The following is a 19,045-nucleotide window of genomic DNA, read 5'->3' as shown; positions in this document are numbered from 1 at the left end:
ATCACGCCTCGGCCCGTAATCTATACCCATCCTCTGACGCAAAGGACGCGTCAGGATCAAGGAAGATCGACCATGGCCCGGATGGCTACCGACAGGATGTCGGAATGGTCAGGAAGAAACCCGCCCCGGCGGGTTTTTTGTTGCCTGCGAAAAAGACTTGCGAGCGACGGAGCCGCATGCCCATGATGCGTCCCATGACTATTTCCGCCCTCACGACCGATACCACTACGACCGCACCCAGGCGGGTCGTGAGGGCGTGAGCGGCAATTGAACCGCGCAATTCTCAGAGGCCCCGCCAGCGATGGACGGGGCCTTTTCGTTTCTCCGTCCAGCTTGGCCAGATAAGGAGAAACACCCATGCAAACGTTCAGCTCCAGTCGCTCCGCCCTGTTGATCGTCGATATGCAGGTCGGCCTGTTCGATGGCCCGGAGAGGCCTTTCGACCGGGAGCGCGTCCTCGCCAACATCAACATCCTGCTCGACAAGGCGCACGCCGCCGAGGTGCCGGTCTTCGTGGCTCGCCATACCGGACCGCAGAACTCCCCGATCGCCTCCGGCAGCCCGGCCTGGCAATTGGTGCCGGGGTTGCGGGTGGATGCGCAACGGGATCGGCTGTTCGAGAAGACGCGCCCCAGCTGCTTTTTCGACACAGGGCTGGAGCAGTGGCTGGAAGCGCTGAGCATCGACACGCTGGTCGTCGTCGGCATGAAGACCCAGTACTGCATCGATAGTACTTGTCGCCGCGCAGCGGAGCTCGGCTTGCAACCGGTCCTGGTGGCGGACGCGCATACCTGCATGGATACGCCGGTGCTGCCGGCCCGGGCGATCATCGAACACCATAATCAGACCCTGGGGGGCGGGTTCGCCACGTTGCGCGCGGCGGGCGATGTCGAATTCTGAATTCAGCTTGATTTCAGCCAGCCTGCATAACCTTGGTGGCGTCGAAACCCACCGAGGACAAAACCATGCACAAACTGATCGCCCTGACCGCCACCCTGCTGACCATCGCCACCGTCGCCCAGGCCCGCGACCTGGGCCCCGACGAGGCGCTGAAGCTGCGCGACGCTGGTACCATCCAGTCGTTCGAGAAGCTCAACGCCGCCGCCTTGGCCAAGCATCCGCAGGCCACCGTCGAGGAGACCGAACTGGAGGAGGAATATGGCCGCTATGTCTATCAAGTCGAGCTGCGCGACGCCCAGGGCGTGCAGTGGGATCTTGAGCTGGATGCCAGCAACGGCCAGGTCCTCAAGGACCAGCAGGACGACTGATGCGTAATCGCCGCAGCACGGCCTTGCTGTTGAGCCTGAGCGTGCTGGGGAGCAGTGCCCTGGCACGCGACCTGGACCAGGACGAAGCCCTGCGGTTGCGCCAGCGCGGCGACATCCTCGCCCTCGAGGATCTGCTGCACAGCGCCCTGCAGCGCTACCCGGGCGCCGCCCTGCTGGAGGCCGAGCTGGAGGAAGAGGACGGCCGCTATGTCTATGAGTTCGAGTTGCTGTTGCCCGATGGCCAGGTGCGCGAGCTGGAGCTGGATGCCCTGGACGGCCGCCTGCTGAAGGATGAGGAAGACGACTGATGCGCCTGTTGCTGGTAGAAGACCATGTGCCGATGGCCGAGGAGCTGCTCGCCGGCCTCAGCCGCCAGGGCTACGCGGTGGACTGGCTGGCCGACGGGCGCGATGCCGCCTACCAGGGCGCCTGCGAACCCTACGACCTGATCGTGCTCGACCTCGGCCTGCCCGGCAAGCCGGGGCTGGAGGTGCTGCGCGAATGGCGGGCCGGCGGATTGGCCACGCCGGTGCTGATCCTCACTGCGCGCGGTTCCTGGGCCGAACGCATCGAGGGACTCAAGGCGGGTGCCGACGATTACCTGAGCAAACCCTTTCACCCCGAGGAACTGCTCCTGCGCCTCCAGGCGCTGCTGCGCCGTGCCCATGGGTTGGCCAACCAAGCGCAACTGGAGGCCGCCGGGCTGCAACTGGATGAGCGCCGCCAACGTGTCTGCCGCGGCGACGACCAGTGGCTGGACCTGACCGCCGCCGAATTCCGCCTGCTGCGTTACTTCATGCTTAACGCCGGCACGTTGCTGTCCAAGATGCAGTTGGCTGAGCACCTCTACGACGGTGAGAGCGAGCGTGATTCTAATGTCATCGAGGCGCACGTCAAGCGCCTGCGCGACAAGCTCGGCCGCGACATCATCGAAACCCGTCGCGGCCAGGGCTATTGCTTCAACGGGACCGGCGGGTGAGGTCGATCCAGCAACGCCTGGGCCTCGGCCTGGTTGGCGCGTTGCTGCTGGTCGGCCTGCTGTTCGCCCAGAGCAGCTTGTGGCTGTTCGACCTGACGCTGCGCCGCTATCTTGAGGGCAACCTGCGGGAAGAGGCGCAAGGCATATTGATCGCCCTGGTGCGCGGTCCCGACGGGCTGCAGCTCGACGAGGCGCGCCTGAGTCCGCGCTACCAGCGGCCCTTCTCCGGCCACTACTTTCGCATCGACCTGGGCGAGCGCAGCTGGCGCTCGCGCTCGCTATGGGACAAGCAATTGCCCGCGCCGGTGGAGAGCGGCCTGCAGGCCGAGCTGGTCGCGGGGCCGCAGAGCCAGCAACTGCTGACCTATCGCTCCGACTACCGGCGCTTCGGTCAGCCGATCTCCATCAACGTGGCCCAGGACTACACCCCGGTACTGGAGAGCTTCAGCCGCCTGCGCCAGCTCAGCCTGTGGCTCGGCGGCGGCGCCTTGCTGCTGATCCTGCTGCTGCACTGGCTGATCGTGCAGCGTGCGTTGCGTCCGCTGGAATCCGCGCGGCAGCAGATCGCCCAGCTCCAGCGCGGCCAGCGCGCCGAGCTGGATAAGCAGGTGCCGACCGAGTTGGAGCCGCTGGTGGCGCAGATCAACCACCTGCTCACCCATACCGAGGGCACCCTGCGGCGTTCGCGCACCGCCCTGGGCAACCTTGGCCATGCCCTGAAAACGCCCTTGGCGGTGCTGCTCAGCCTGAGTTCTCGCGAAGCGCTACAAGCGCACCCCGAACTGCGCGCGCGCCTGCAGGACCAGCTGGTGCAGATCGAGCAACTGCTGGCCCGCGAGCTGGGGCGTGCGCGCCTGGCCGGCGAGGCCTTGCCCAGCGCTCATTTCGACTGCGCGGCCGAGCTGCCGGGCCTGCTACAGACCCTCGCGACCATTCACGGCGGCAGTCTCGACATGGACTGGCAGGCGCCACCCGGACTGCGCTTGCCCTGGGACCGCGAGGACATGCTGGAGCTGCTTGGCAACCTGCTGGACAACGCCTGCAAATGGGCCCACAGCCAGGTGCGCCTGGAGATCGTCCGGGTGCCCGCCGGCTTCCAGCTGCTGATCGACGACGATGGTCCCGGCATCGCAGTGGAGGCCCGCGAAACCGTGCTCGGGCGCGGCTCACGGCTCGACGAGCAGACTCCCGGCCATGGTCTCGGCCTGGGCATCGTGCGCGATATCGTCGAGGCCTGGCGCGGCGAGATGGCGCTCGATGACAGCCCGCTGGGCGGGTTGCAGGTGAGCGTGTCGCTGCCGGGCGCCTGGAGCAGCGGGACGGTGAATGTCGTTGGCGCATCGCATCGGCCGGGCTAAGCTTCGGGCCGCCAGGTATTGCAGCGTGCCGCCGCTCTTAAGATCCCTTTAAGCGAACGCTTGTAGCCTGCTCCCTCACAACCCCACACATAGGATTTTCCCATGCGCAAATTGCTTCTGCTCACGCTCGCCATCGCCAGCCCGCTGGCCTTTGCCGGCCCCGAGTGCACCACTGCCGACAAGGCCCAGTGGCAAGACCAGGATAAGTTCCAGGAAGACCTCAAGGCCCAGGGCTACGAGATCAAGAAGTTTCTGGTCACCAAGGGCAACTGCTACGAAATCTACGGCTGGAACAAGGACAAGCAGAAGGTCGAGATCTATTTCGATCCGGTAAGCGGCAACGCGGTCAAGACCGAGATCGACTGATATGAGCCAGGAAACCCTGCGCCTGTGGGATCCGGTGGTGCGCCTGTTCCACTGGTCCCTGGCCGGCGTATTCATCGCCAATTACTTCTTCACCGAGGAAGGCGATGACTGGCATCGCTGGCTGGGCTACTACGCCGTGGCCTGGTTGGCGATCCGCCTGGTGTGGGGTTTCATCGGCACGCCGGCGGCGCGCTGGGCGGACTTCTGGCCGACCCCGGCGCGGCTGAAGGCGCACCTCGGAGCGCTGTTCGGCAGGCGCCCCTACCATCGTCTCGGGCACTCGCCGCTCGGGGCATTGGTGATGATTCTGATGATGCTGTTGATGTTCGGCCTCGGCGTCACCGGGTTCCTGATGGAGGAGGTCGATTACTTCTGGGGCCTGGATGGGCCGAAGGAGGTACACGAATTCTTCGCCAACAGCGTGATGGCGCTGGTGTGCCTGCATCTGCTGGCGGCGACCGTGGAAAGCCTGCGCCTGCGGGAAAACCTGCCGCTGTCGATGATCACCGGGCGCCGTCGCAAGCTCTGACCCGCCCATGGCGCACCTTCCGGTGATGTCAGGGGCTCCTCCTCGTGCGCCAGTTCAAGAAACGTCGTGCTTCCAACCCGGGCCCGCGTGGGCGCCGCTAGAATGCAGCGGCCGACCCCTCGCGGCTTTCCGCGCGCCCAGCGCATCGGCTGGTGGCGACGGGTCGACAGTGCCAACGAGAAGAACATGACGTCACAAGGAGCATTGCCATGAGTGAAAATCTATATGCACCGCCGCAGGCGGCATTGGTCGAGGCCGCGGAAAAACACCAAGTCACCGCTTCCCGCTGGAAGCGACTCGGCGCGTCGTTCATCGATGCCCTGTCGATCATGGTGATCACCATCCCGATCATGTTCGTCACCGGCGGTTTCGACGGCATCGAGAGTGGGGAATCGCCCTCGATCGGCTACAGCCTGGCGGTCGGCCTGTTGGGCATCGTCGCGTTCTGCCTGATGAACTTCCAGTTGCTGACGAAACAGGGCAAGACGCTCGGCAAGAAGGCGGTCGACATCAAGATCGTGTCGCTGGATGGCGAAGTCCCCGGCGCCAACCAATTGGTGAAACGCTACGCGGTGTATTTTCTTCCCGGGCAGATTCCTTTCGTGGGCCAGTTCATTTCGCTGATCAACATCCTGTTCATCTTCGGCGGCGAGAAGCGCTGTGGGCACGACCACATCGCCGGGACCAAGGTCGTAGAGGGCTGACGGCAGGCTCGCCCGTTGCCCGGGCGAGCGGCTAGCCGCGGTGGTGGACGGGCGGGGGCGAACCATGGGCGGTCACGCGGGCCTAAAGTAGAGGTCCGCTGAAAACGCCGGGAGGTACCCGATGAACCGTGCCAGCCATTCTCCCGTTCGCGCCGACGAGTCGCCGCTGAACGATCTGGACGAAGCCGAGAGCGAGATCGAGTCGGAGCAGGAGCCCGAGCTTTCCGAGGAAGCCAGGGACCATCTGGACAAGATGCCGCCGCCCCCCGATCCGATTCCCGATCCCGGCCCGATGTAGACCTCAGAAGTCGAAGAGGTCGGACAGGAAGCTCTCGCGTTTCTTCTTCTTGTAGTAGCCAGCGTGGTGATGGCTGCCGTCGTGCTGCCCGTGGCGAGGCTGCGGCGGCGGGGGCTGGTAGGCCGGTTGCGGTGCGCTCTGCTGCGGCGCAGGGGCAGATGTCGGCTGGCTCGAGCGCTCGATGATCTTGTCCAGCTCGCCACGATCCAGCCAAACGCCCCGGCAGTCGGGGCAATAGTCGATTTCGATGCCTTGTCGTTCGGACATCACGAGGCTGCTGGTCTTGCAGACGGGGCAGTGCATGGAGGTTTTCCTCTCGCTCGCGGAGTTCCCCTGCCGGTTGGCGGGCGCCGTGCCGGCAGGACCTGAGTCGGCCACGCTACCGACCCGCCTGGGCACCGTCCAACGCAGATCTTTGCAAGTTGTAAGCGCTTGCAGCCTCAGCGTCCGCCGGCGACGTCCACCCATGCGCCGGTGACGTAGGAAGCCTTGTCGTCGAGCAGCCAGCAGATGGCCTCGGCGACTTCCTCGGCGCGGCCCGGCCTGCCCAGCGGGGTGGCCTTGCCCAGGCGCTCGGCGCGGTCCGGTTGGCCGCCGCTGGCGTGGATCTCGGTATCGATCAGGCCGGGGCGCACGGCGTTGACCCGCACGCCGTCGCCGCCCAGCTCCCTGGCCAGGCCACGGGTCAGGGTGTCCACCGCACCCTTGGCGCCAGCGTAGTCGACATATTCGAACGGCGAGCCGAGGGTCGCCGCAATCGAGGAGACCAGGACCATCGCGCCGCCCTGGCCGCCGCGACTGCGGGCCATGCGCCGGGCGCCTTCGCGGGCGCAGAGGTAGGCGCCGAGCACGTTGACGTCGAACACCCGGCGCATGCGCTCCAGCGACATGTCCATCAGCGGCAGCGGCGGTGCCACCACACCGGCGTTGATCACCAGGCCATCCAGTGGACCGAGCGCGGCCATGCCATCGAAGATCCGCAGCACGTCGGCTTCCTCGGTGACATCGCCCTGTAGCGCCAGGGCCCGGCCGCCGGCGTCGGCGATCTGCTTGACGACCGCCTCCGCCGCGTCGCGGTCGTCACGGTAGTTCACCCCCACCGTCCAACCCTGCCGGGCGGCGAGCAGGGCGGTGGCGCGACCGATGCCGCGGCTGGCGCCAGTGATCAACAGGGTTCGGCTCACAGGCATTCTCCCGGGTTGCGATACGCCGCCAGCTTGCCTGCCCGGGCGCGGCTCTGCCAAGCGCCTCAGCCCAGCAGCAGGCGCTCGGTGGTGGCTGCGATCTGCGCGGCCAGTTGCGGGCTGCCAACGGCGCGGGCGAGGGTCACGGCACCGGCCAGGGTCGCCAGGGCAGTGAGGGCGGCGCTCTCGTCCCGTGGTGCGCCGGCGGAGAAGGGGCCGGCGGCGATGAGCGCGGCGACCTCCCGCAGGTCGGCTTCGAACGCTTCCCTGGCCGGTGCGTCCGAGCGCGCTACCTCCGGCGCGAGGCTCTGCAAGGCGCAGCTTTCCGCCAAATCGCAGCAGCGCTTGCTGCCCAGGTAAAAGCGCACGAACTCGGCCCACCAGGTCTCCCCGTGGGCGTCCTGGAAGTGGCGCACACCGGCTTTCAGGTCGGCCATGCCTTCGGCCACGGCCTCGCGAAAGGCCGCGGCCTTGGAGCCGAAGTGGGTATAGAAGGCGCCGGAGGTGACCCCGGCCTCCTTGGCCAGGCCATCCACGCCGGCACCGCCGAAGCCGCCGCGACGAAAGCCGCGGCCGGCGGCATCGAGGATGCGTTGGCGGGTTTGCTGTTTCTGTTCGGAGCGGGACATAGCTTCTGCTCGCAGGGGTTCGTTTGGGCAAATTCTACTTGATTGAATAACGATCGCTATGCGATTTTAAATAACGATCGTTATTTGTGCGGTCGTGCGCTGCGCCGATGTTCAGGCGCCAGCACCTAATCCCTGTATCCAGCTGGAAGGAAATAGCCATGCAAATCAAAGCGTTCGTCTACACCGAGCTGCAGAATTCCGTGCCCTTCGCTGAGGCGCCCTGGCGGACATTGAACCCTGTTCTGCTGCAACAGCCCGGTCTGATCAACAAGACCTGGCTGTCCGGCGTCGCGAACCACTCGCTGGGCGGCCTCTATGCGTTCGACAGCCTCGCCAACGCACAGCGCTTCGTTACGGCGTATTTTCCCAACGAGGTACGCGGCTTCAATGTTGCCCAGACCAGCCGCATCTTCAATGCCGAGGTCGTGGTAGAGGCGAGCAGGGACATGAATTCCGCGCACTTTGGCGGCAAGCTTGATATGCAGCCCGGCGCCTTCGTCTACACCGAGGTGCAGCTCAGCCTGCCCTTCAATCAGGTGCCCTGGCGGGAGATGAATCCGACCCTTAAGCAGCAGCCCGGCCTTCTCGCCAAGACCTGGCTGAGTGGCGTGCATACCCATACGCCGGGTGGGTTCTACGCCTTCGACACGGTGGAAAATGCAACGGCGTTTGCCGTCGATTACTTTCCCACGGAGGCGGCCAATCTGAACGCCGCATTCACCACGCGGATTTTCGATGGGCGGGTGGTGGAGGAAGCCAGCAGGCAGCTGCGTTCACCTTTCTTCGCTTAGGAATTTACCGCAGGGCGGCGGCGCGGTCGCCGATCCGCCCTATCGGGCGACGTTCGTCGCCCTTGACCGCAATCAATTTCCAGACCGCCCTTGCCGGGTACCGTGCACAACATCTTGTGGTAAGCGTCGTTGTTCTTATCCACCTATTGTGTATGGAGACCTTATGTCCATCCTGCCCCTGCATTACCGTCCAACCTCGCTGCGCAAGCGCGACGGCAGCCTCGTACCGTTCGACCTCGGCAAGATCGAGCGGGCCATCGCCGCTGCCGGGCAGGCCACCGGCGAGTTCGGCGCCCCCTATGCCCAGGCGCTCGCCGATGCGGTGCTGGCGCGTCTGTTGGAGCACCGGGCGCTGGACGTGGAACAGGTGCAGGACCGCGTCGAGCGGGTACTGATGGAAGCCGGCTACTACCCGACCGCGCGCGCCTACATCGTCTACCGCGAACGCCATGGCCGGCTGCGCCGCGACCGCAAGGCGCTGGTGGACGTGGCCGCGTCGATGAACGAGTACCTGTCGCGCGAGGACTGGCGGGTGCGGGCCAACGCCAACCAGGGCTATTCCCTCGGCGGGCTGATCCTCAACGTGTCCGGCAAGGTCACCGCCAACTACTGGCTGGACGAGGTGTACAGCCCGGAGATCGGTCGCGCCCACCGCGAGGCGGACCTGCATGTCCATGACCTCGACATGCTTGCCGGCTATTGTGCCGGCTGGTCGCTGCGCAGCCTGCTGCACGAGGGCTTCAACGGCATTCCCGGCCGGGTCGAGGCGGGGCCGCCGAAGCATCTGTCCAGTGCCCTGGGACAGATGGTCAACTTCCTCGGCACCCTGCAGAACGAATGGGCCGGCGCCCAGGCGTTCAGCTCCTTCGACACCTACCTGGCGCCCTACGTACGCAAGGACGGCCTGGGCTACGACGAGGTGCGCCAGGCCATCCAGGAGTTCATCTACAACCTCAACGTGCCGTCGCGCTGGGGCACCCAGACGCCCTTCACCAACCTGACCTTCGACTGGGTCTGCCCGGCGGATCTGCGCGAGCAGATCCCGGTGATCGGTGGCGAGGAAATGCCCTTCGCCTACGGCGAGCTGCAGGCGGAGATGGAACTGATCAACCGCGCCTACATCGAGGTGATGATGGCCGGCGACTCCCTCGGCCGGGTGTTCACCTTCCCGATTCCCACCTACAACATCACCCACGACTTTCCCTGGGACAGCGAGAACGCCGAGCGCCTGTTCGACATGACCGCACGCTACGGCCTGCCGTACTTCCAGAACTTCCTCAACTCGGACATGCAGCCCAACCAGGTGCGTTCCATGTGCTGTCGCCTGCAACTGGACGTGCGCGAACTGCTCAAGCGCGGCGGTGGGCTGTTCGGTTCGGCGGAACAGACCGGCTCGCTCGGCGTGGTGACGATCAACTGTGCGCGCCTGGGCCATCTGTACCGCGGCGATGTGGCGGGGCTCTACCGGCGCCTCGACGAATTGCTGGAGCTGGCCCGGCAGAGCCTGGAGGTGAAGCGCAAGGTGATCCAGCAGCACATGGACGCCGGCCTCTACCCCTACACCAAGCGCTACCTCGGCACCCTGCGCAATCACTTCTCCACCATCGGCGTGAACGGCCTGCACGAGATGCTGCGCAACCTCACCGACGACCGCGAGGGGCTGCATACGGAGACGGGCCGCACCTTTGCCCTGGAGCTGCTCGACCACGTGCGGGCGACCCTGGTGCGCTTCCAGGAGGAGACCGGCCATCTCTACAACCTGGAGGCGACCCCGGCGGAGGGCACCACTTATCGCTTCGCCAGGGAAGATCGCAAACGTTTCCCCGACATCCTCCAGGCCGGTACGCCGGGGGCGCCGTACTACACCAACTCCTCGCAGTTGCCGGTGGGCTACACCGACGACCCCTTCGAGGCCCTGGAGCTGCAGGACGACCTGCAATGCAAGTACACCGGCGGCACCGTGTTGCACCTGTACATGGCCGAGCGCATTTCCTCGGCCCAGGCCTGCAAGAACCTGGTGCGCACTGCGCTCGGCCGCTTCCGCCTGCCGTACCTGACGATCACCCCGACCTTTTCCATCTGCCCGGTGCACGGCTACCTGGCCGGCGAGCACGAGTTCTGCCCGAAGTGCGACGAGGCGTTGTTGCAACGCCAGGCGGCGTGCGCGGGGGGACCTGCGGCGCGTGAACAGTTTGGGGACGCATCCGCTCGCCCGACGCTGCCGGGATCGATGTAGGGGCGAATTTATTCGCCTGCCCCGGCCACCGCTGGCGAATGAATTCGCCCCTACGGAGCATTGCGTGAGCAGACGAGGCAGTGATGCCGACATCGCAAGGAGCAAGACACGACGGGCCAAGCGAAGGCGTTTTTTGTAGGGGCGAATTTATTCGCCTGCCCCGGCCACCGCTGGCGAAATTCGCCCCTACGGAGTTTGCGTGAGCAGGCGAGGCAGCTGATGCCGGCGTTGCAAGGAGAAAGGCACGACGGGCCAAGCGAAGGCGCTTTTTTGTGGGGGCGAATTTATTCGCCTGATACGGCCCGCGGGCGAATGAATTCGCCCCTACATCGCCTGCCGGCGACAACCGATTTCATCATCCACAACAAGGAGCAATACCCATGAACCAATCCACCCAACTACCCGAAGCCCAACGCCAGCGCTGCGAAGTCTGGACCCGCGTGATGGGCTATCACCGCCCGGTCGCCGCCTTCAACGCCGGCAAGCAGTCCGAGCACCGCGAACGCCGGCATTTCACCGAAGCGGCTGCCGCTCGGTGAGCTACAGCCTCAGGGTCGGGGGGCTGGTCCCCCTGACCACTCTCGATTATCCGGGCAAGCTGGCCTGCGTGCTGTTCTGCCAGGGTTGCGCCTGGCGCTGTCGCTATTGCCACAACCCCGAACTGATCCCACCCAGGGCCGTCCACGAGCGGCCCTGGGCGCAGGTGCTGGAATTTCTCCAGCGCCGTCGCGGCTTGCTGGAGGCGGTGGTGTTCAGCGGCGGCGAGCCGACCTTGCAGCAGGCGCTGCCGAGCGCCATCGAGCAGGTTCGGGAGATGGGCTTCAAGATCGGCCTGCACAGTGCCGGCATTCGCCCGAAGACGTTTGCCCGCGTGGTCGGCCAGGCCGATTGGGTGGGCTTCGACGTCAAGGCCCTGGCCGAGGACAGCGCGCTGATCACCGGCGTATCCAACAGCGGCAAGGCCAACTGGCGCAGCCTGGAACATCTGCTGGCCAGCGGCGTGGAGTACGAATGCCGCACCACGGTGCACTGGCACCTGTTCGATGCCGAGCGCCTGTTGCGCCTGGCCGAGCGGTTGCGCCGGTTCGGCGTGCAGCGCTTTGCCGTGCAGTGGGTGCGCACCGCCCAGATGCTCGATCCGGAGCTGCCCTGGGCCCCGCCGCCGCTGGCCGAGCGCGAGCTGTGGCGGCGGTTGGAAGGATTGTTTCCAGCGTTCGTATTGCGTGGGCGATAGCGCCGTGGCGAGGTTGGTCTCTGCGCGTAGCTGCGGCTGGGTATTTTCACCGCGCTGCGCAACGTAAGGCGTAGGTTGGGTTGAGCGCAGCGATACCCACCCTACGAGGATCGACTCCGTAGCCCGGACAGGCGCCAGCGCAATCCGGGGCCATGCCTCGGTCGGGCGGGAGCCCGCTTGATATCCATCCCCGCTGGGCCTTTCAGGGATGCGGGATCAATTCCAGCCCCAGAACTGCAACCACCAGCCGTAGCCCACCAGCAGACATCCCAGCCCCAGGCAGGTCTGCGCCGCAACCTGACGAGCGATGTCGGCGCGACCCGGCCGTAGCACCCGCCAGCCCAGCCATAGGCTCCAGGCGATGGCCCCGCCCAGCAGCAGGGCGCGCCCGGCGTCCACCCATGCCAGCGACCACCCTTCGTAGCGCAGCAGCTTGACGGTGGTGGCGGAGAGGCCGAGAAACAGCCCGGCCGCACCGAGGGGAATCAGGCACAGCGCGAGCTGCCGCTGCGCCACCGCGCCGAGGCGCGCGCCCAGGGCGGTCAACAGCCACAGCGAGCCACCCAGCAGCAGGGCGGAGGCGAACAGGTAGGCCACGATCAGGCCGCCATCCAGCCAGGTGAAGGCGTCGTTGACCTGCGGGTAATGGGTCAGTAGCCACCAGGGCGCGTCGGCCTCCAGCGGCCAGAAGATGTTCCGCTCCACCAGCCACTCGGCCGCCGCCTGCTTGAGGGCAATGAACCAGGGGCTGACCGTCCACTGGAAGGCGCCCATGGCCAGGCCGATGACGCCGAACAGGAGCAGGCGCACATCCCAATCGCTGCCGCCGTGGCGCTCGACATGGATGATCTCCACGTTCGGCGAGCGCAGTTGCAGGGCCACCGCGCCGCGCTGGCCGCTGCAACGGCCGCAGGCGTGGCAGGCGCTGGCGCCCTGCATGCGGCGGATGTCGATCAGCGGCGCGCAGTTGGGTGTCGGCAGGTGCGGCGGGGCGTTGTCGCGCCAGCGCTGCTCGTCGACACGGAAATGCACCGGTGCCAGGCGGGCGAGCAGGGCGAACACGCCGCTCACCGGACACAGGTAGCGGCACCAGACACGCTTGCCGCGCCCGTAGAGAAAGCCCACCAGCATGGCGGCGATGGTGGAACCGCCGAGGATCAGCAGCGCCGCCTGGGCATAGTCGTAGACGCTGATCAACTGGCCGTAGAGGGTGGTGAGGAGGAAGCCCACCGTCGGCCAGCCGCCCCAGCGCAGCCAGCGCGGTGTACCGCGACCGAGGCCGTGCCGGCTGGCCCATTCGCTGAGCGAGCCTTCCGGGCAGAGCACGCCGCACCAGAGACGCCCGAACAGCACGATGGAGACCAGCACGAACGGCCACCAGACGCCCCAGAAGATGAACTGCGCGAACAGCGTCAGATCGTCCAGCATCCGCGCCTGCGGGGCTGGCAGCGGCAGCAGGGCGGGGATCACCAGCAGCGCCAAGTAGAACAACACCACGCCCCACTGGATGGTGCGGATCGCCCCGGCGTGCCGGCGCATGGCATCGCCCAGGCGCGCCAGGGCGCTGTTCATGCGGCCTCGACCCGCAACGGCGCGGGCGCCGGGGTGCGCCAGAGCCAGGCCCAGGCCAGCAGCCAGTAACCGCCGAGCAGCAGCACTGCCGCCAGCGAGGGCATGGCGCGGTAGCCGGCGAAGTCGGCGAGCACGCCGCCGAGGCCGGCGCTGTCGTCGAGCCAGACTGAACTGTCCCACAATGGATCGCCGAGCCAGGCGTAGATGGCCTCTGGCAGTTCCATGCCCATCAGTTGTCCACTGACCCGATCCAGCCCGGCCATCAGCAGCGCTCCGCCGAGCAATAGCAGCAGCGCCTCGCTGATCTGGAAGAAGCGCCGCCAGGACAGAAGCCGCTGGCTCGCCTGCAAGGCGGCGAAGGTGGCCAGGGCGAGCAGGAATCCGAGCACCCCGCCGATGATGAAGCGCCCCAGCTCCAGCCCCTGCTGTTGTGCCCCGATGCCATAGAGGAACACCACCGTCTCGCTGCCTTCCCGGCCCACCGCGATCAACGCCAGCAGGGCCAGGCCGAGGCCGGTGCCGTGGGCCCGCGCACCTTGCTCCAGGCTGGCGCGCAGGTGACGGCCGTGGCGATGCATCCAGCCGACCATGTGCAGGATCAGGCCGCTGGCGATCAGCACCAAGGCGGCCTGGAACCACTCGCCAGCGCTTCCCGCGAGCCAGTCGCCAGCGCCGAGGATCAGCAGCGCCAGTACCAGCGACAGCAGCATTCCGCCGGCCACGCCGCTCCACAGCATGGCCAGGCCGCGGCGGGCGTCCGGCTGCTGGCGCAACCAGGCGTAGAGGATGCCGATCACCAGCAGGGCTTCGACGCTTTCGCGCCAGACGATGAACAACGACTGTCCCATGATGGGCTCCTACCGGGCGACGATCGCCCCCTCCGGCAGCTCCGGGTGGAACTCGTCGAAGAAGGGGTAGCGTCCGGGTTTCAGGGGATGGATGACCACGAAGGACGTGGCCCCCGGCGAAAGCACCTTCTCCACCCGCAGGGGGATGCTCTCGAACTCGATGGGGCCGTTGCCCTCGTTGCGCACCACGATCTTGAAGCGCTGCCCGGCCGGCACCTCGATCACCTGCGGGCTGAAATGCCCGTCGCGGATGCCCAGCTCATAGGTCGGCAAACCGGCCTCGGCGAGCCCCGTCAGACCCAGTGCGAGCCACAGCAGGGCGGCGCGCATCTCAGTAGCCGCCTTTCTTGCCGATGCCGGCGAAGGTGAACTCATAGTGCAGCTCGCAGGCCTCGAACCAGGGGGCGACGCCGGTTTCCTTGTCCACGTGCCGGCCGAAGCCGCCATGGCCGCCGCCCGGCGGCAGCACGGTGAAGGTCAGGCGGTATTTGCCCGGGCCGAGCAGTTTGACGTTGTCGCCGTAGTGCGGCCCGTCGTTGGCCACCATGGCGTGGAAGTCGCCATTCAGCTGCTGGTCGCTGCCCTGCCTGGTCAGCGCATAGCGCACCGTCAGCCCCGGCACGAAGCTGCCTTCCTGGAAGCCGTTGCGGTTGTCCTCGGTGGCCCGCACGTCCGCCTCCAGATGCACATCGGATTCGGCAGCCGCGCGCATCATGCCGGCCGGCTCCATTTCGATGGGCTGCAGGTAGACCGCTCCGACTTCCATGCCGCCGCAAAGCTGCGGCTCGCCGATGGGGTATTCCTTGGCCTGGGCCAGCGGGGCAATGCACAGCAGGGCAAGGGGAAGGGTAGTGAGGGGGCGCATGAACGATCTCCAATGGCAAAGGGACGGGGGCAGCCTACGAGGCGCCAAGCGAAGCGATAATGATTCGCGTCAATTTTTATGAGGATTGCCCTGTGGCAAACGGGCGCAGCCGCGCAACCGTCGAGAGGTGCGAGACTGACCTCGATCAAGGTGGGCGGGGACGTGCCCCGTTACAGTGCAAGCCTGATCCCTCATGTCGTCGCTCAGGAGATAGGCCATGCTGATTCTCGATCGCCGCCGGGCCCTGGCCATTGCGCCGCTGCTGCGCCTTGGCTTTCGCCCGTTCTTTCTCGCCGGCGCTGCGTTGGCACTGCTGGCCGTGCCGCTGTGGCTGCTGGCGTTGAGCGGCTGGTTGGGGGCCTGGCAACCGGCCGGTGGCTGGCTGGCCTGGCATCGCCACGAGCTGTTGTTCGGCTTCGGCCTGGCCATCGTCGCCGGCTTCCTGTTGACCGCAGTGCAGACCTGGACCGGCCGGCCGGGGCTATCCGGCAAACCGCTGGCGCTGCTCGCCGGGCTGTGGCTGACGGCGCGGCTGGCCTGGCTGGCGGATGCGCCGGACGTGCTGCTGGTGCCGCTGGAACTGAGCTTCCCGCTGCTGCTGATGGTGGCGATGGCGCGCATGCTCTGGGCGGTGCGGCAGACGCGCAACTACCCCATCGTCGCGGTGCTGGGCCTGCTGGCCCTGGCCGACGCGTTGGTGCTGGCCGGACTGGTGCATGACGAAGACGGCTGGCAGCGCCAGGGCGTACTGGCCGGCCTGTGGCTGATCGCGGCGCTGATGGGGCTGATCGGCGGGCGAGTGATTCCCTTCTTCACCCAGCGCGGCCTGGGCAGGGTGGAGGCGGTGCTGCCGTGGGTCTGGCTGGATATCGCCCTGCTGCTCGGCACCCTGCTGGTGGCGCTGCTGCATGCGGCAGGCCCGGCGCTGCAAGCCGAGCCGGGCATGGCGGTATTGTTCGCCGCGCTGACCCTCGGCCACCTGGTGCGTCTGGCCCGCTGGTACGACCCCGGCATCTGGCGCGTGCCGCTGGTGTGGTCGCTGCACCTGGCCTACGCCTGGCTGATCGTCGCCACCGCCGGCCTGGCGTTGTGGCACCTGGGCCTGCTCGCCAGCTTCAGCCAGCCGGTGCACGCCCTGACCCTGGGCGCGATGAGCGGGCTGATCCTGGCCATGCTCGCCCGCGTCACCCTCGGCCACACCGGTCGGCCGCTGCAATTGCCCGGCGGCGTGGCGGCGGCCTTCGCCCTGCTCAACCTCGGCGCGCTGGTGCGGGTCTGGCTGGTGAGCTACTGGCCGCTGCCGGCGCTGTGGCTGGCGGGGGCCTGCTGGGCGCTGGCCTTCGCCCTCTACCTCTGGCGCTACGCGCCCATGCTGTGGAGCGCGCGGGTGGATGGTCATCCGGGGTAGCTGTGAAGCTTCGGCGCCCTCGTATCAGCGTTGGGTTTCGTCGCTGCGCTCCTCAATGCCAACCTACCGGTATGGCCAAGCCTCGGACGTAGGTTGGCGTTGAGCGAAGCGAAACCCAACAAGGGCGCTGACCCCGATTTTCCCTGTTCCGGAAATGACCGAGATCAATCTTCCGGCGAATCGGCGATTTGTGAATGGGCGCGATTCAGGCCACGCAACAAGCTTATGGCGGCGCTCGCACAGGCATAGGCTGGTGGCACCTTCCTTCTCTGGAGACTTCCATGGACTACGCCTACAGCCCCCGCGTGGAGACCCTGCGCCGCCAGGTGCGCGACTTTCTCGACCGACACATCGTGCCGCGTCTCGGCGCCTGGCAGCAGGAGGTGGCGGCCGGGCACTACCCGGTGTCGTTCATGGCCGACCTCAAGGCGCTGGCCAAGGCCGAAGGGCTGTGGAACCTGTTCCTGCCCTCGCTGCGCGACGACGAGCCGGGCACTCGGCTGAGCAACCTGGAATACGCGCCGCTGGCGGAGATCATGGGCCGGGTCAGCTGGGCCTCGGAGGTGTTCAACTGCAACGCGCCGGATACCGGCAACATGGAGCTGCTGCACCTGTTCTCCACCCCGGAGCAGCGCGAGCGCTGGTTGCTGCCGTTGCTGCACGGCGAGATCCGTTCCGCCTTCGCCATGACCGAGCCGGACGTGCCCTCGTCGGACGCCGCCAACATTCAGACGCTGATCCGCCGTGACGGCGACGACTACGTGATCAACGGCCGCAAGTGGTTCATCACCAACGCCTCCCATCCGGACTGCAGGCTGCTGATCGTGATGGGCAAGACCGACCCGGACAGCGAGGCCCACCGCCAGCAGGGCATGATCCTGGTGCCGTTCGACACCCCCGGCGTGCAACTGCTGCGCAACATCCCGGTGCTCAACCACTTCGCCCCGGAAGGCCACAGCGAGCTGCTGCTGAAGAACGTGCGGGTGCCGGCGGGCAACCTGCTGGGCCGCGAGGGCGAGGGTTTCATGATGGCCCAGGCGCGGCTCGGGCCGGGGCGCATCCACCACTGCATGCGCTCCATCGGCATGGCCGAGCTGGCCCTGGAACTGATGCTCGAACGCGCCCAGGAGCGCAAGACCTTCGGCCGCTACCTGCACCAGTACGCCAATATCGGTGACTGGATCGCCCAGTCGCGCATCGACATCGAGCAGGCCCGCCTGCTGGTGCTGAAGACCGCCTGGATGATCGACGAGGTGGGTGCCAAGGCGGCGCGCAAGGAGATCGCCATGATCAAGGCACTGGTGCCGCGCATCCACACCCAGGTGGTGGACCGTGCCATCCAGGTGTTCGGCGCCATGGGCCTGACCCCCGACACTCCACTGGCCGACCTGTACACCGCCGGCCGCGCCCTGCGCCTGGCCGACGGGCCGGACGAAGTGCACCTGCGCAGCATTGCCCGCATGGAGCTGGACGCCAGCCAGGCCCGGCGCGGCGAGACGGCCGCTTACCTGACGCCGCCGCGCTAGGGACCGCCCGGGCGGCCGGCGTTCAGGCCCAGTTCGCTTCCACCCAGGCGCGCACCGCCTGCCACTCGGGCGCGTGCTCGATATATTGGGTGGTGTCGTCCACCAGCAGGCTGACGTGTTTCCAGTCATCCAGGCCGATGGGGTCGCTGAGCGTGACGTTGGCCCGGCAATAGTTGCCCGCCAGCAGTTGCGCCGCCTGGCTGGCGGCGAGCCTGGCGGTGGTGTCGAAGGTCAGGTTGAGCAGCGGCATCGCCGGCACATGGCCGGACTGGCTCGGCCACAGCCAGTAGCGCGCGCCCCAGTCCAGCGGCTTGGCGATGGCGGACGGCGGGATGCCTTCCGGGGCGTTGCCGGTGCCCAGCGAGAGCATGCGCAGGTCGCCGAGGGTGTCGACCAGGCCGCCGGACAGCGCTTCGACGATGGCGGTCATCGAGGGGTTGTTGGCGAAGGTGCCGCCGTCGGCGAAGAAGCCGTAGTCGCCGATGCAGTAGGGCGGAAAGTAGGTGGGCGCTGCCGAGGTGGCCAGTGCCGCATCGCTCATCTTCAGCATGCGGTAGGGGTTGCCGCGGGTGTTGGAGAAGGTGCACGGTGTCCAGGCGCGCTCCTGCCAGAGGCGGGCTGAGTTGATCGCGATGAAGCGCTTCCCGTCGGCCAGGGTCCGGTCGCCCAGCAGGCGCGCGGCGATCTTCTTCAGGCCGTCGTTCTTGTACTGGCAATAGAACACGCCGGGGCCGGTCAACGCTTCCAGGTTCTCCAGGGCGTCGAGGCTGGCAGGCCTTGCCCGCCAGGGCTGTTGCTCCGACAGCAGCCAACCATTGGGCTGGAAGATGGTGTGACCCTCGGTCTTGTAGATATCGATGATCTCGTCGATCTCGACGCCATTGAGTAGCGCCAGCGCGAGCAGGCCTCCGGTGGACGTGCCGGCAAAGCCATCGGCCTTGGCGATCACCCCGCAGCGCGTATCGAGGTCCTTGATCAGCAAGGCGGTGATCAACCCTCGAATGCCCCCGCCATCGCAGCACAGAATCTTGAAAGCCATTTCATATCCTCCCTGTCGACCATGTTCGGGCACCGGCCTCGGTGCGTGCCGGTTTGCCAAGGCCTATTCCTGGAGGCGACGGGGCTGTGACAGAGCCCGCCGCGTCGTGCTTCAAGCGTTAGCGCCTTCAGGCTAGTCTGCGCGTCGGGAAGATTTCCATCGCGAAGGGGGTTTGGCGACAAAGGGTCTGATGGCTTTTTGCAATGGCAGG

23 protein-coding genes are annotated in these 19,045 nt (G+C 66.8%); 15 read left to right on the top strand and 8 right to left on the bottom strand.

All coding sequences use genetic code 11. The features are described 5' to 3' along the window. Positions 1-357: 357 nt before the first annotated feature. The 9 genes from ACWKV7_RS22310 (at position 358) to ACWKV7_RS22270 (ending at position 5,502) form a co-directional block, all read left to right on the top strand. Positions 358-900 (top strand): cysteine hydrolase family protein, encoded by a 543-nt coding sequence (locus ACWKV7_RS22310; protein ID WP_483859904.1) that lies wholly within the window; start codon positions 358-360, stop codon positions 898-900. Positions 901-965: 65 nt separating this feature from the next. Beyond that, a complete protein-coding gene (locus tag ACWKV7_RS22305; RefSeq protein WP_483859903.1) occupies positions 966-1,268 on the top strand; it encodes a PepSY domain-containing protein in 303 nt (100 codons plus the stop codon). Beyond that, on the top strand, positions 1,268-1,576 hold the full coding sequence (locus tag ACWKV7_RS22300) for a PepSY domain-containing protein (RefSeq protein ID WP_483859902.1): 309 nt from the start codon (positions 1,268-1,270) through the stop codon (positions 1,574-1,576). The genes ACWKV7_RS22305 and ACWKV7_RS22300 overlap by 1 nt, the downstream gene beginning before the upstream one ends. After that, positions 1,576-2,247 carry a response regulator transcription factor gene (locus ACWKV7_RS22295; RefSeq protein WP_483859901.1) on the top strand — a complete coding sequence of 224 codons (672 nt, stop codon included), beginning with the start codon at positions 1,576-1,578 and terminating at the stop codon, positions 2,245-2,247. Before ACWKV7_RS22300 ends, ACWKV7_RS22295 begins: the two co-directional genes overlap by 1 nt. Further along, positions 2,244-3,605, top strand: coding sequence for an ATP-binding protein (locus tag ACWKV7_RS22290; RefSeq protein ID WP_483859900.1), 1,362 nt, complete (start codon positions 2,244-2,246; stop codon positions 3,603-3,605). Before ACWKV7_RS22295 ends, ACWKV7_RS22290 begins: the two co-directional genes overlap by 4 nt. A gap of 102 nt (positions 3,606-3,707) precedes the next feature. After that, positions 3,708-3,971: a PepSY domain-containing protein gene (locus ACWKV7_RS22285; protein ID WP_483859899.1), complete on the top strand. Its 264-nt coding sequence runs from the start codon at positions 3,708-3,710 to the stop codon at positions 3,969-3,971. A 1-nt stretch (position 3,972) separates the two neighbouring features. Beyond that, positions 3,973-4,500, top strand: coding sequence for a cytochrome b/b6 domain-containing protein (locus tag ACWKV7_RS22280; RefSeq protein WP_483859898.1), 528 nt, complete (start codon positions 3,973-3,975; stop codon positions 4,498-4,500). Between the two features lie 209 nt (positions 4,501-4,709). Further along, positions 4,710-5,204 (top strand): RDD family protein, encoded by a 495-nt coding sequence (locus ACWKV7_RS22275; protein WP_483859897.1) that lies wholly within the window; start codon positions 4,710-4,712, stop codon positions 5,202-5,204. A gap of 121 nt (positions 5,205-5,325) precedes the next feature. Further along, on the top strand, positions 5,326-5,502 hold the full coding sequence (locus ACWKV7_RS22270) for a hypothetical protein (RefSeq protein WP_483859896.1): 177 nt from the start codon (positions 5,326-5,328) through the stop codon (positions 5,500-5,502). Positions 5,503-5,505: 3 nt separating this feature from the next. Here ACWKV7_RS22270 and ACWKV7_RS22265 read toward each other — a convergent pair whose 3' ends face one another. From ACWKV7_RS22265 to ACWKV7_RS22255, 3 genes are all read right to left on the bottom strand, one after another. Then, positions 5,506-5,805, bottom strand: a complete 300-nt coding sequence (locus tag ACWKV7_RS22265; protein ID WP_483859895.1) for a TFIIB-type zinc ribbon-containing protein — start codon at positions 5,803-5,805, stop codon at positions 5,506-5,508. Between the two features lie 137 nt (positions 5,806-5,942). Further along, positions 5,943-6,686: an SDR family oxidoreductase gene (locus ACWKV7_RS22260; protein ID WP_483859894.1), complete on the bottom strand. Its 744-nt coding sequence runs from the start codon at positions 6,684-6,686 to the stop codon at positions 5,943-5,945. Positions 6,687-6,751: 65 nt separating this feature from the next. Beyond that, entirely contained in the window at positions 6,752-7,315 is a 564-nt protein-coding gene (locus ACWKV7_RS22255) for a TetR/AcrR family transcriptional regulator (RefSeq protein WP_483859893.1), read from the bottom strand. 158 nt (positions 7,316-7,473) lie between these two features. On the opposite strand from ACWKV7_RS22255, the gene ACWKV7_RS22250 reads away from it, so the two are divergent. The 4 genes from ACWKV7_RS22250 (at position 7,474) to ACWKV7_RS22235 (ending at position 11,576) form a co-directional block, all read left to right on the top strand. Beyond that, positions 7,474-8,106, top strand: coding sequence for a YdhR family protein (locus ACWKV7_RS22250; RefSeq protein WP_483859892.1), 633 nt, complete (start codon positions 7,474-7,476; stop codon positions 8,104-8,106). A gap of 163 nt (positions 8,107-8,269) precedes the next feature. Beyond that, complete coding sequence (locus ACWKV7_RS22245; RefSeq protein ID WP_483859891.1) at positions 8,270-10,342, top strand: ribonucleoside triphosphate reductase; 2,073 nt, start codon at positions 8,270-8,272, stop codon at positions 10,340-10,342. A 380-nt stretch (positions 10,343-10,722) separates the two neighbouring features. Next, positions 10,723-10,881, top strand: a complete 159-nt coding sequence (nrdD, locus tag ACWKV7_RS22240) for an anaerobic ribonucleoside-triphosphate reductase (RefSeq protein WP_483859890.1) — start codon at positions 10,723-10,725, stop codon at positions 10,879-10,881. After that, positions 10,878-11,576 (top strand): anaerobic ribonucleoside-triphosphate reductase activating protein, encoded by a 699-nt coding sequence (locus ACWKV7_RS22235; protein WP_483859889.1) that lies wholly within the window; start codon positions 10,878-10,880, stop codon positions 11,574-11,576. The genes nrdD and ACWKV7_RS22235 overlap by 4 nt, the downstream gene beginning before the upstream one ends. Before the next feature lie 216 nt (positions 11,577-11,792). Here the strand turns inward: ACWKV7_RS22235 and ACWKV7_RS22230 are convergent, their stop codons facing one another. The 4 genes from ACWKV7_RS22230 to ACWKV7_RS22215 are packed head-to-tail and all read right to left on the bottom strand — an operon-like array spanning position 11,793 to position 14,861. Then, on the bottom strand, positions 11,793-13,148 hold the full coding sequence (locus ACWKV7_RS22230; RefSeq protein ID WP_483859888.1) for a 4Fe-4S binding protein: 1,356 nt from the start codon (positions 13,146-13,148) through the stop codon (positions 11,793-11,795). Further along, positions 13,145-13,996 carry an FTR1 family iron permease gene (locus ACWKV7_RS22225; protein ID WP_483859887.1) on the bottom strand — a complete coding sequence of 284 codons (852 nt, stop codon included), beginning with the start codon at positions 13,994-13,996 and terminating at the stop codon, positions 13,145-13,147. Before ACWKV7_RS22225 ends, ACWKV7_RS22230 begins: the two co-directional genes overlap by 4 nt. Before the next feature lie 9 nt (positions 13,997-14,005). Further along, the gene (locus ACWKV7_RS22220; protein ID WP_483859886.1) at positions 14,006-14,326 is read right to left on the bottom strand and encodes a cupredoxin domain-containing protein; all 321 of its coding nucleotides are present in this window, start codon (positions 14,324-14,326) and stop codon (positions 14,006-14,008) included. A gap of 1 nt (position 14,327) precedes the next feature. Further along, on the bottom strand, positions 14,328-14,861 hold the full coding sequence (locus ACWKV7_RS22215; protein ID WP_483859885.1) for an iron transporter: 534 nt from the start codon (positions 14,859-14,861) through the stop codon (positions 14,328-14,330). Between the two features lie 217 nt (positions 14,862-15,078). On the opposite strand from ACWKV7_RS22215, the gene ACWKV7_RS22210 reads away from it, so the two are divergent. Continuing rightward, on the top strand, positions 15,079-16,269 hold the full coding sequence (locus tag ACWKV7_RS22210) for an NnrS family protein (protein WP_483859884.1): 1,191 nt from the start codon (positions 15,079-15,081) through the stop codon (positions 16,267-16,269). Positions 16,270-16,550: 281 nt separating this feature from the next. Further along, positions 16,551-17,795: an acyl-CoA dehydrogenase family protein gene (locus ACWKV7_RS22205; protein WP_483859883.1), complete on the top strand. Its 1,245-nt coding sequence runs from the start codon at positions 16,551-16,553 to the stop codon at positions 17,793-17,795. Positions 17,796-17,817: 22 nt separating this feature from the next. Here the strand turns inward: ACWKV7_RS22205 and ACWKV7_RS22200 are convergent, their stop codons facing one another. Beyond that, positions 17,818-18,834, bottom strand: a complete 1,017-nt coding sequence (locus ACWKV7_RS22200) for a patatin-like phospholipase family protein (protein WP_483859882.1) — start codon at positions 18,832-18,834, stop codon at positions 17,818-17,820. Between the last annotated feature and the right edge of the window lie 211 nt (positions 18,835-19,045).

The sequence above is a fragment of the Zestomonas ipomoeae genome (genome assembly GCF_057128665.1).
This window is presented reverse-complemented; position numbering and strand designations above follow the sequence as displayed.

What these genes read in the sequence shown, in the direction of transcription:
- ACWKV7_RS22310 (WP_483859904.1), top strand. Translation starts at nt 358, where the DNA reads ATGCAAACGTTCAGCTCCAGTCGCTCCGCCCTGTTGATCGTCGATATG.
- ACWKV7_RS22305 (WP_483859903.1), top strand. Translation starts at nt 966, where the DNA reads ATGCACAAACTGATCGCCCTGACCGCCACCCTGCTGACCATCGCCACC.
- ACWKV7_RS22300 (WP_483859902.1), top strand. Translation starts at nt 1,268, where the DNA reads ATGCGTAATCGCCGCAGCACGGCCTTGCTGTTGAGCCTGAGCGTGCTG.
- ACWKV7_RS22295 (WP_483859901.1), top strand. Translation starts at nt 1,576, where the DNA reads ATGCGCCTGTTGCTGGTAGAAGACCATGTGCCGATGGCCGAGGAGCTG.
- ACWKV7_RS22285 (WP_483859899.1), top strand. Translation starts at nt 3,708, where the DNA reads ATGCGCAAATTGCTTCTGCTCACGCTCGCCATCGCCAGCCCGCTGGCC.
- ACWKV7_RS22280 (WP_483859898.1), top strand. Translation starts at nt 3,973, where the DNA reads ATGAGCCAGGAAACCCTGCGCCTGTGGGATCCGGTGGTGCGCCTGTTC.
- ACWKV7_RS22275 (WP_483859897.1), top strand. Translation starts at nt 4,710, where the DNA reads ATGAGTGAAAATCTATATGCACCGCCGCAGGCGGCATTGGTCGAGGCC.
- ACWKV7_RS22270 (WP_483859896.1), top strand. Translation starts at nt 5,326, where the DNA reads ATGAACCGTGCCAGCCATTCTCCCGTTCGCGCCGACGAGTCGCCGCTG.
- ACWKV7_RS22265 (WP_483859895.1), bottom strand. Translation starts at nt 5,805, where the DNA reads ATGCACTGCCCCGTCTGCAAGACCAGCAGCCTCGTGATGTCCGAACGA.
- ACWKV7_RS22255 (WP_483859893.1), bottom strand. Translation starts at nt 7,315, where the DNA reads ATGTCCCGCTCCGAACAGAAACAGCAAACCCGCCAACGCATCCTCGAT.
- ACWKV7_RS22250 (WP_483859892.1), top strand. Translation starts at nt 7,474, where the DNA reads ATGCAAATCAAAGCGTTCGTCTACACCGAGCTGCAGAATTCCGTGCCC.
- ACWKV7_RS22245 (WP_483859891.1), top strand. Translation starts at nt 8,270, where the DNA reads ATGTCCATCCTGCCCCTGCATTACCGTCCAACCTCGCTGCGCAAGCGC.
- nrdD (WP_483859890.1), top strand. Translation starts at nt 10,723, where the DNA reads ATGAACCAATCCACCCAACTACCCGAAGCCCAACGCCAGCGCTGCGAA.
- ACWKV7_RS22230 (WP_483859888.1), bottom strand. Translation starts at nt 13,148, where the DNA reads ATGAACAGCGCCCTGGCGCGCCTGGGCGATGCCATGCGCCGGCACGCC.
- ACWKV7_RS22225 (WP_483859887.1), bottom strand. Translation starts at nt 13,996, where the DNA reads ATGGGACAGTCGTTGTTCATCGTCTGGCGCGAAAGCGTCGAAGCCCTG.
- ACWKV7_RS22220 (WP_483859886.1), bottom strand. Translation starts at nt 14,326, where the DNA reads ATGCGCGCCGCCCTGCTGTGGCTCGCACTGGGTCTGACGGGGCTCGCC.
- ACWKV7_RS22215 (WP_483859885.1), bottom strand. Translation starts at nt 14,861, where the DNA reads ATGCGCCCCCTCACTACCCTTCCCCTTGCCCTGCTGTGCATTGCCCCG.
- ACWKV7_RS22210 (WP_483859884.1), top strand. Translation starts at nt 15,079, where the DNA reads ATGCTGATTCTCGATCGCCGCCGGGCCCTGGCCATTGCGCCGCTGCTG.
- ACWKV7_RS22205 (WP_483859883.1), top strand. Translation starts at nt 16,551, where the DNA reads ATGGACTACGCCTACAGCCCCCGCGTGGAGACCCTGCGCCGCCAGGTG.
- ACWKV7_RS22200 (WP_483859882.1), bottom strand. Translation starts at nt 18,834, where the DNA reads ATGGCTTTCAAGATTCTGTGCTGCGATGGCGGGGGCATTCGAGGGTTG.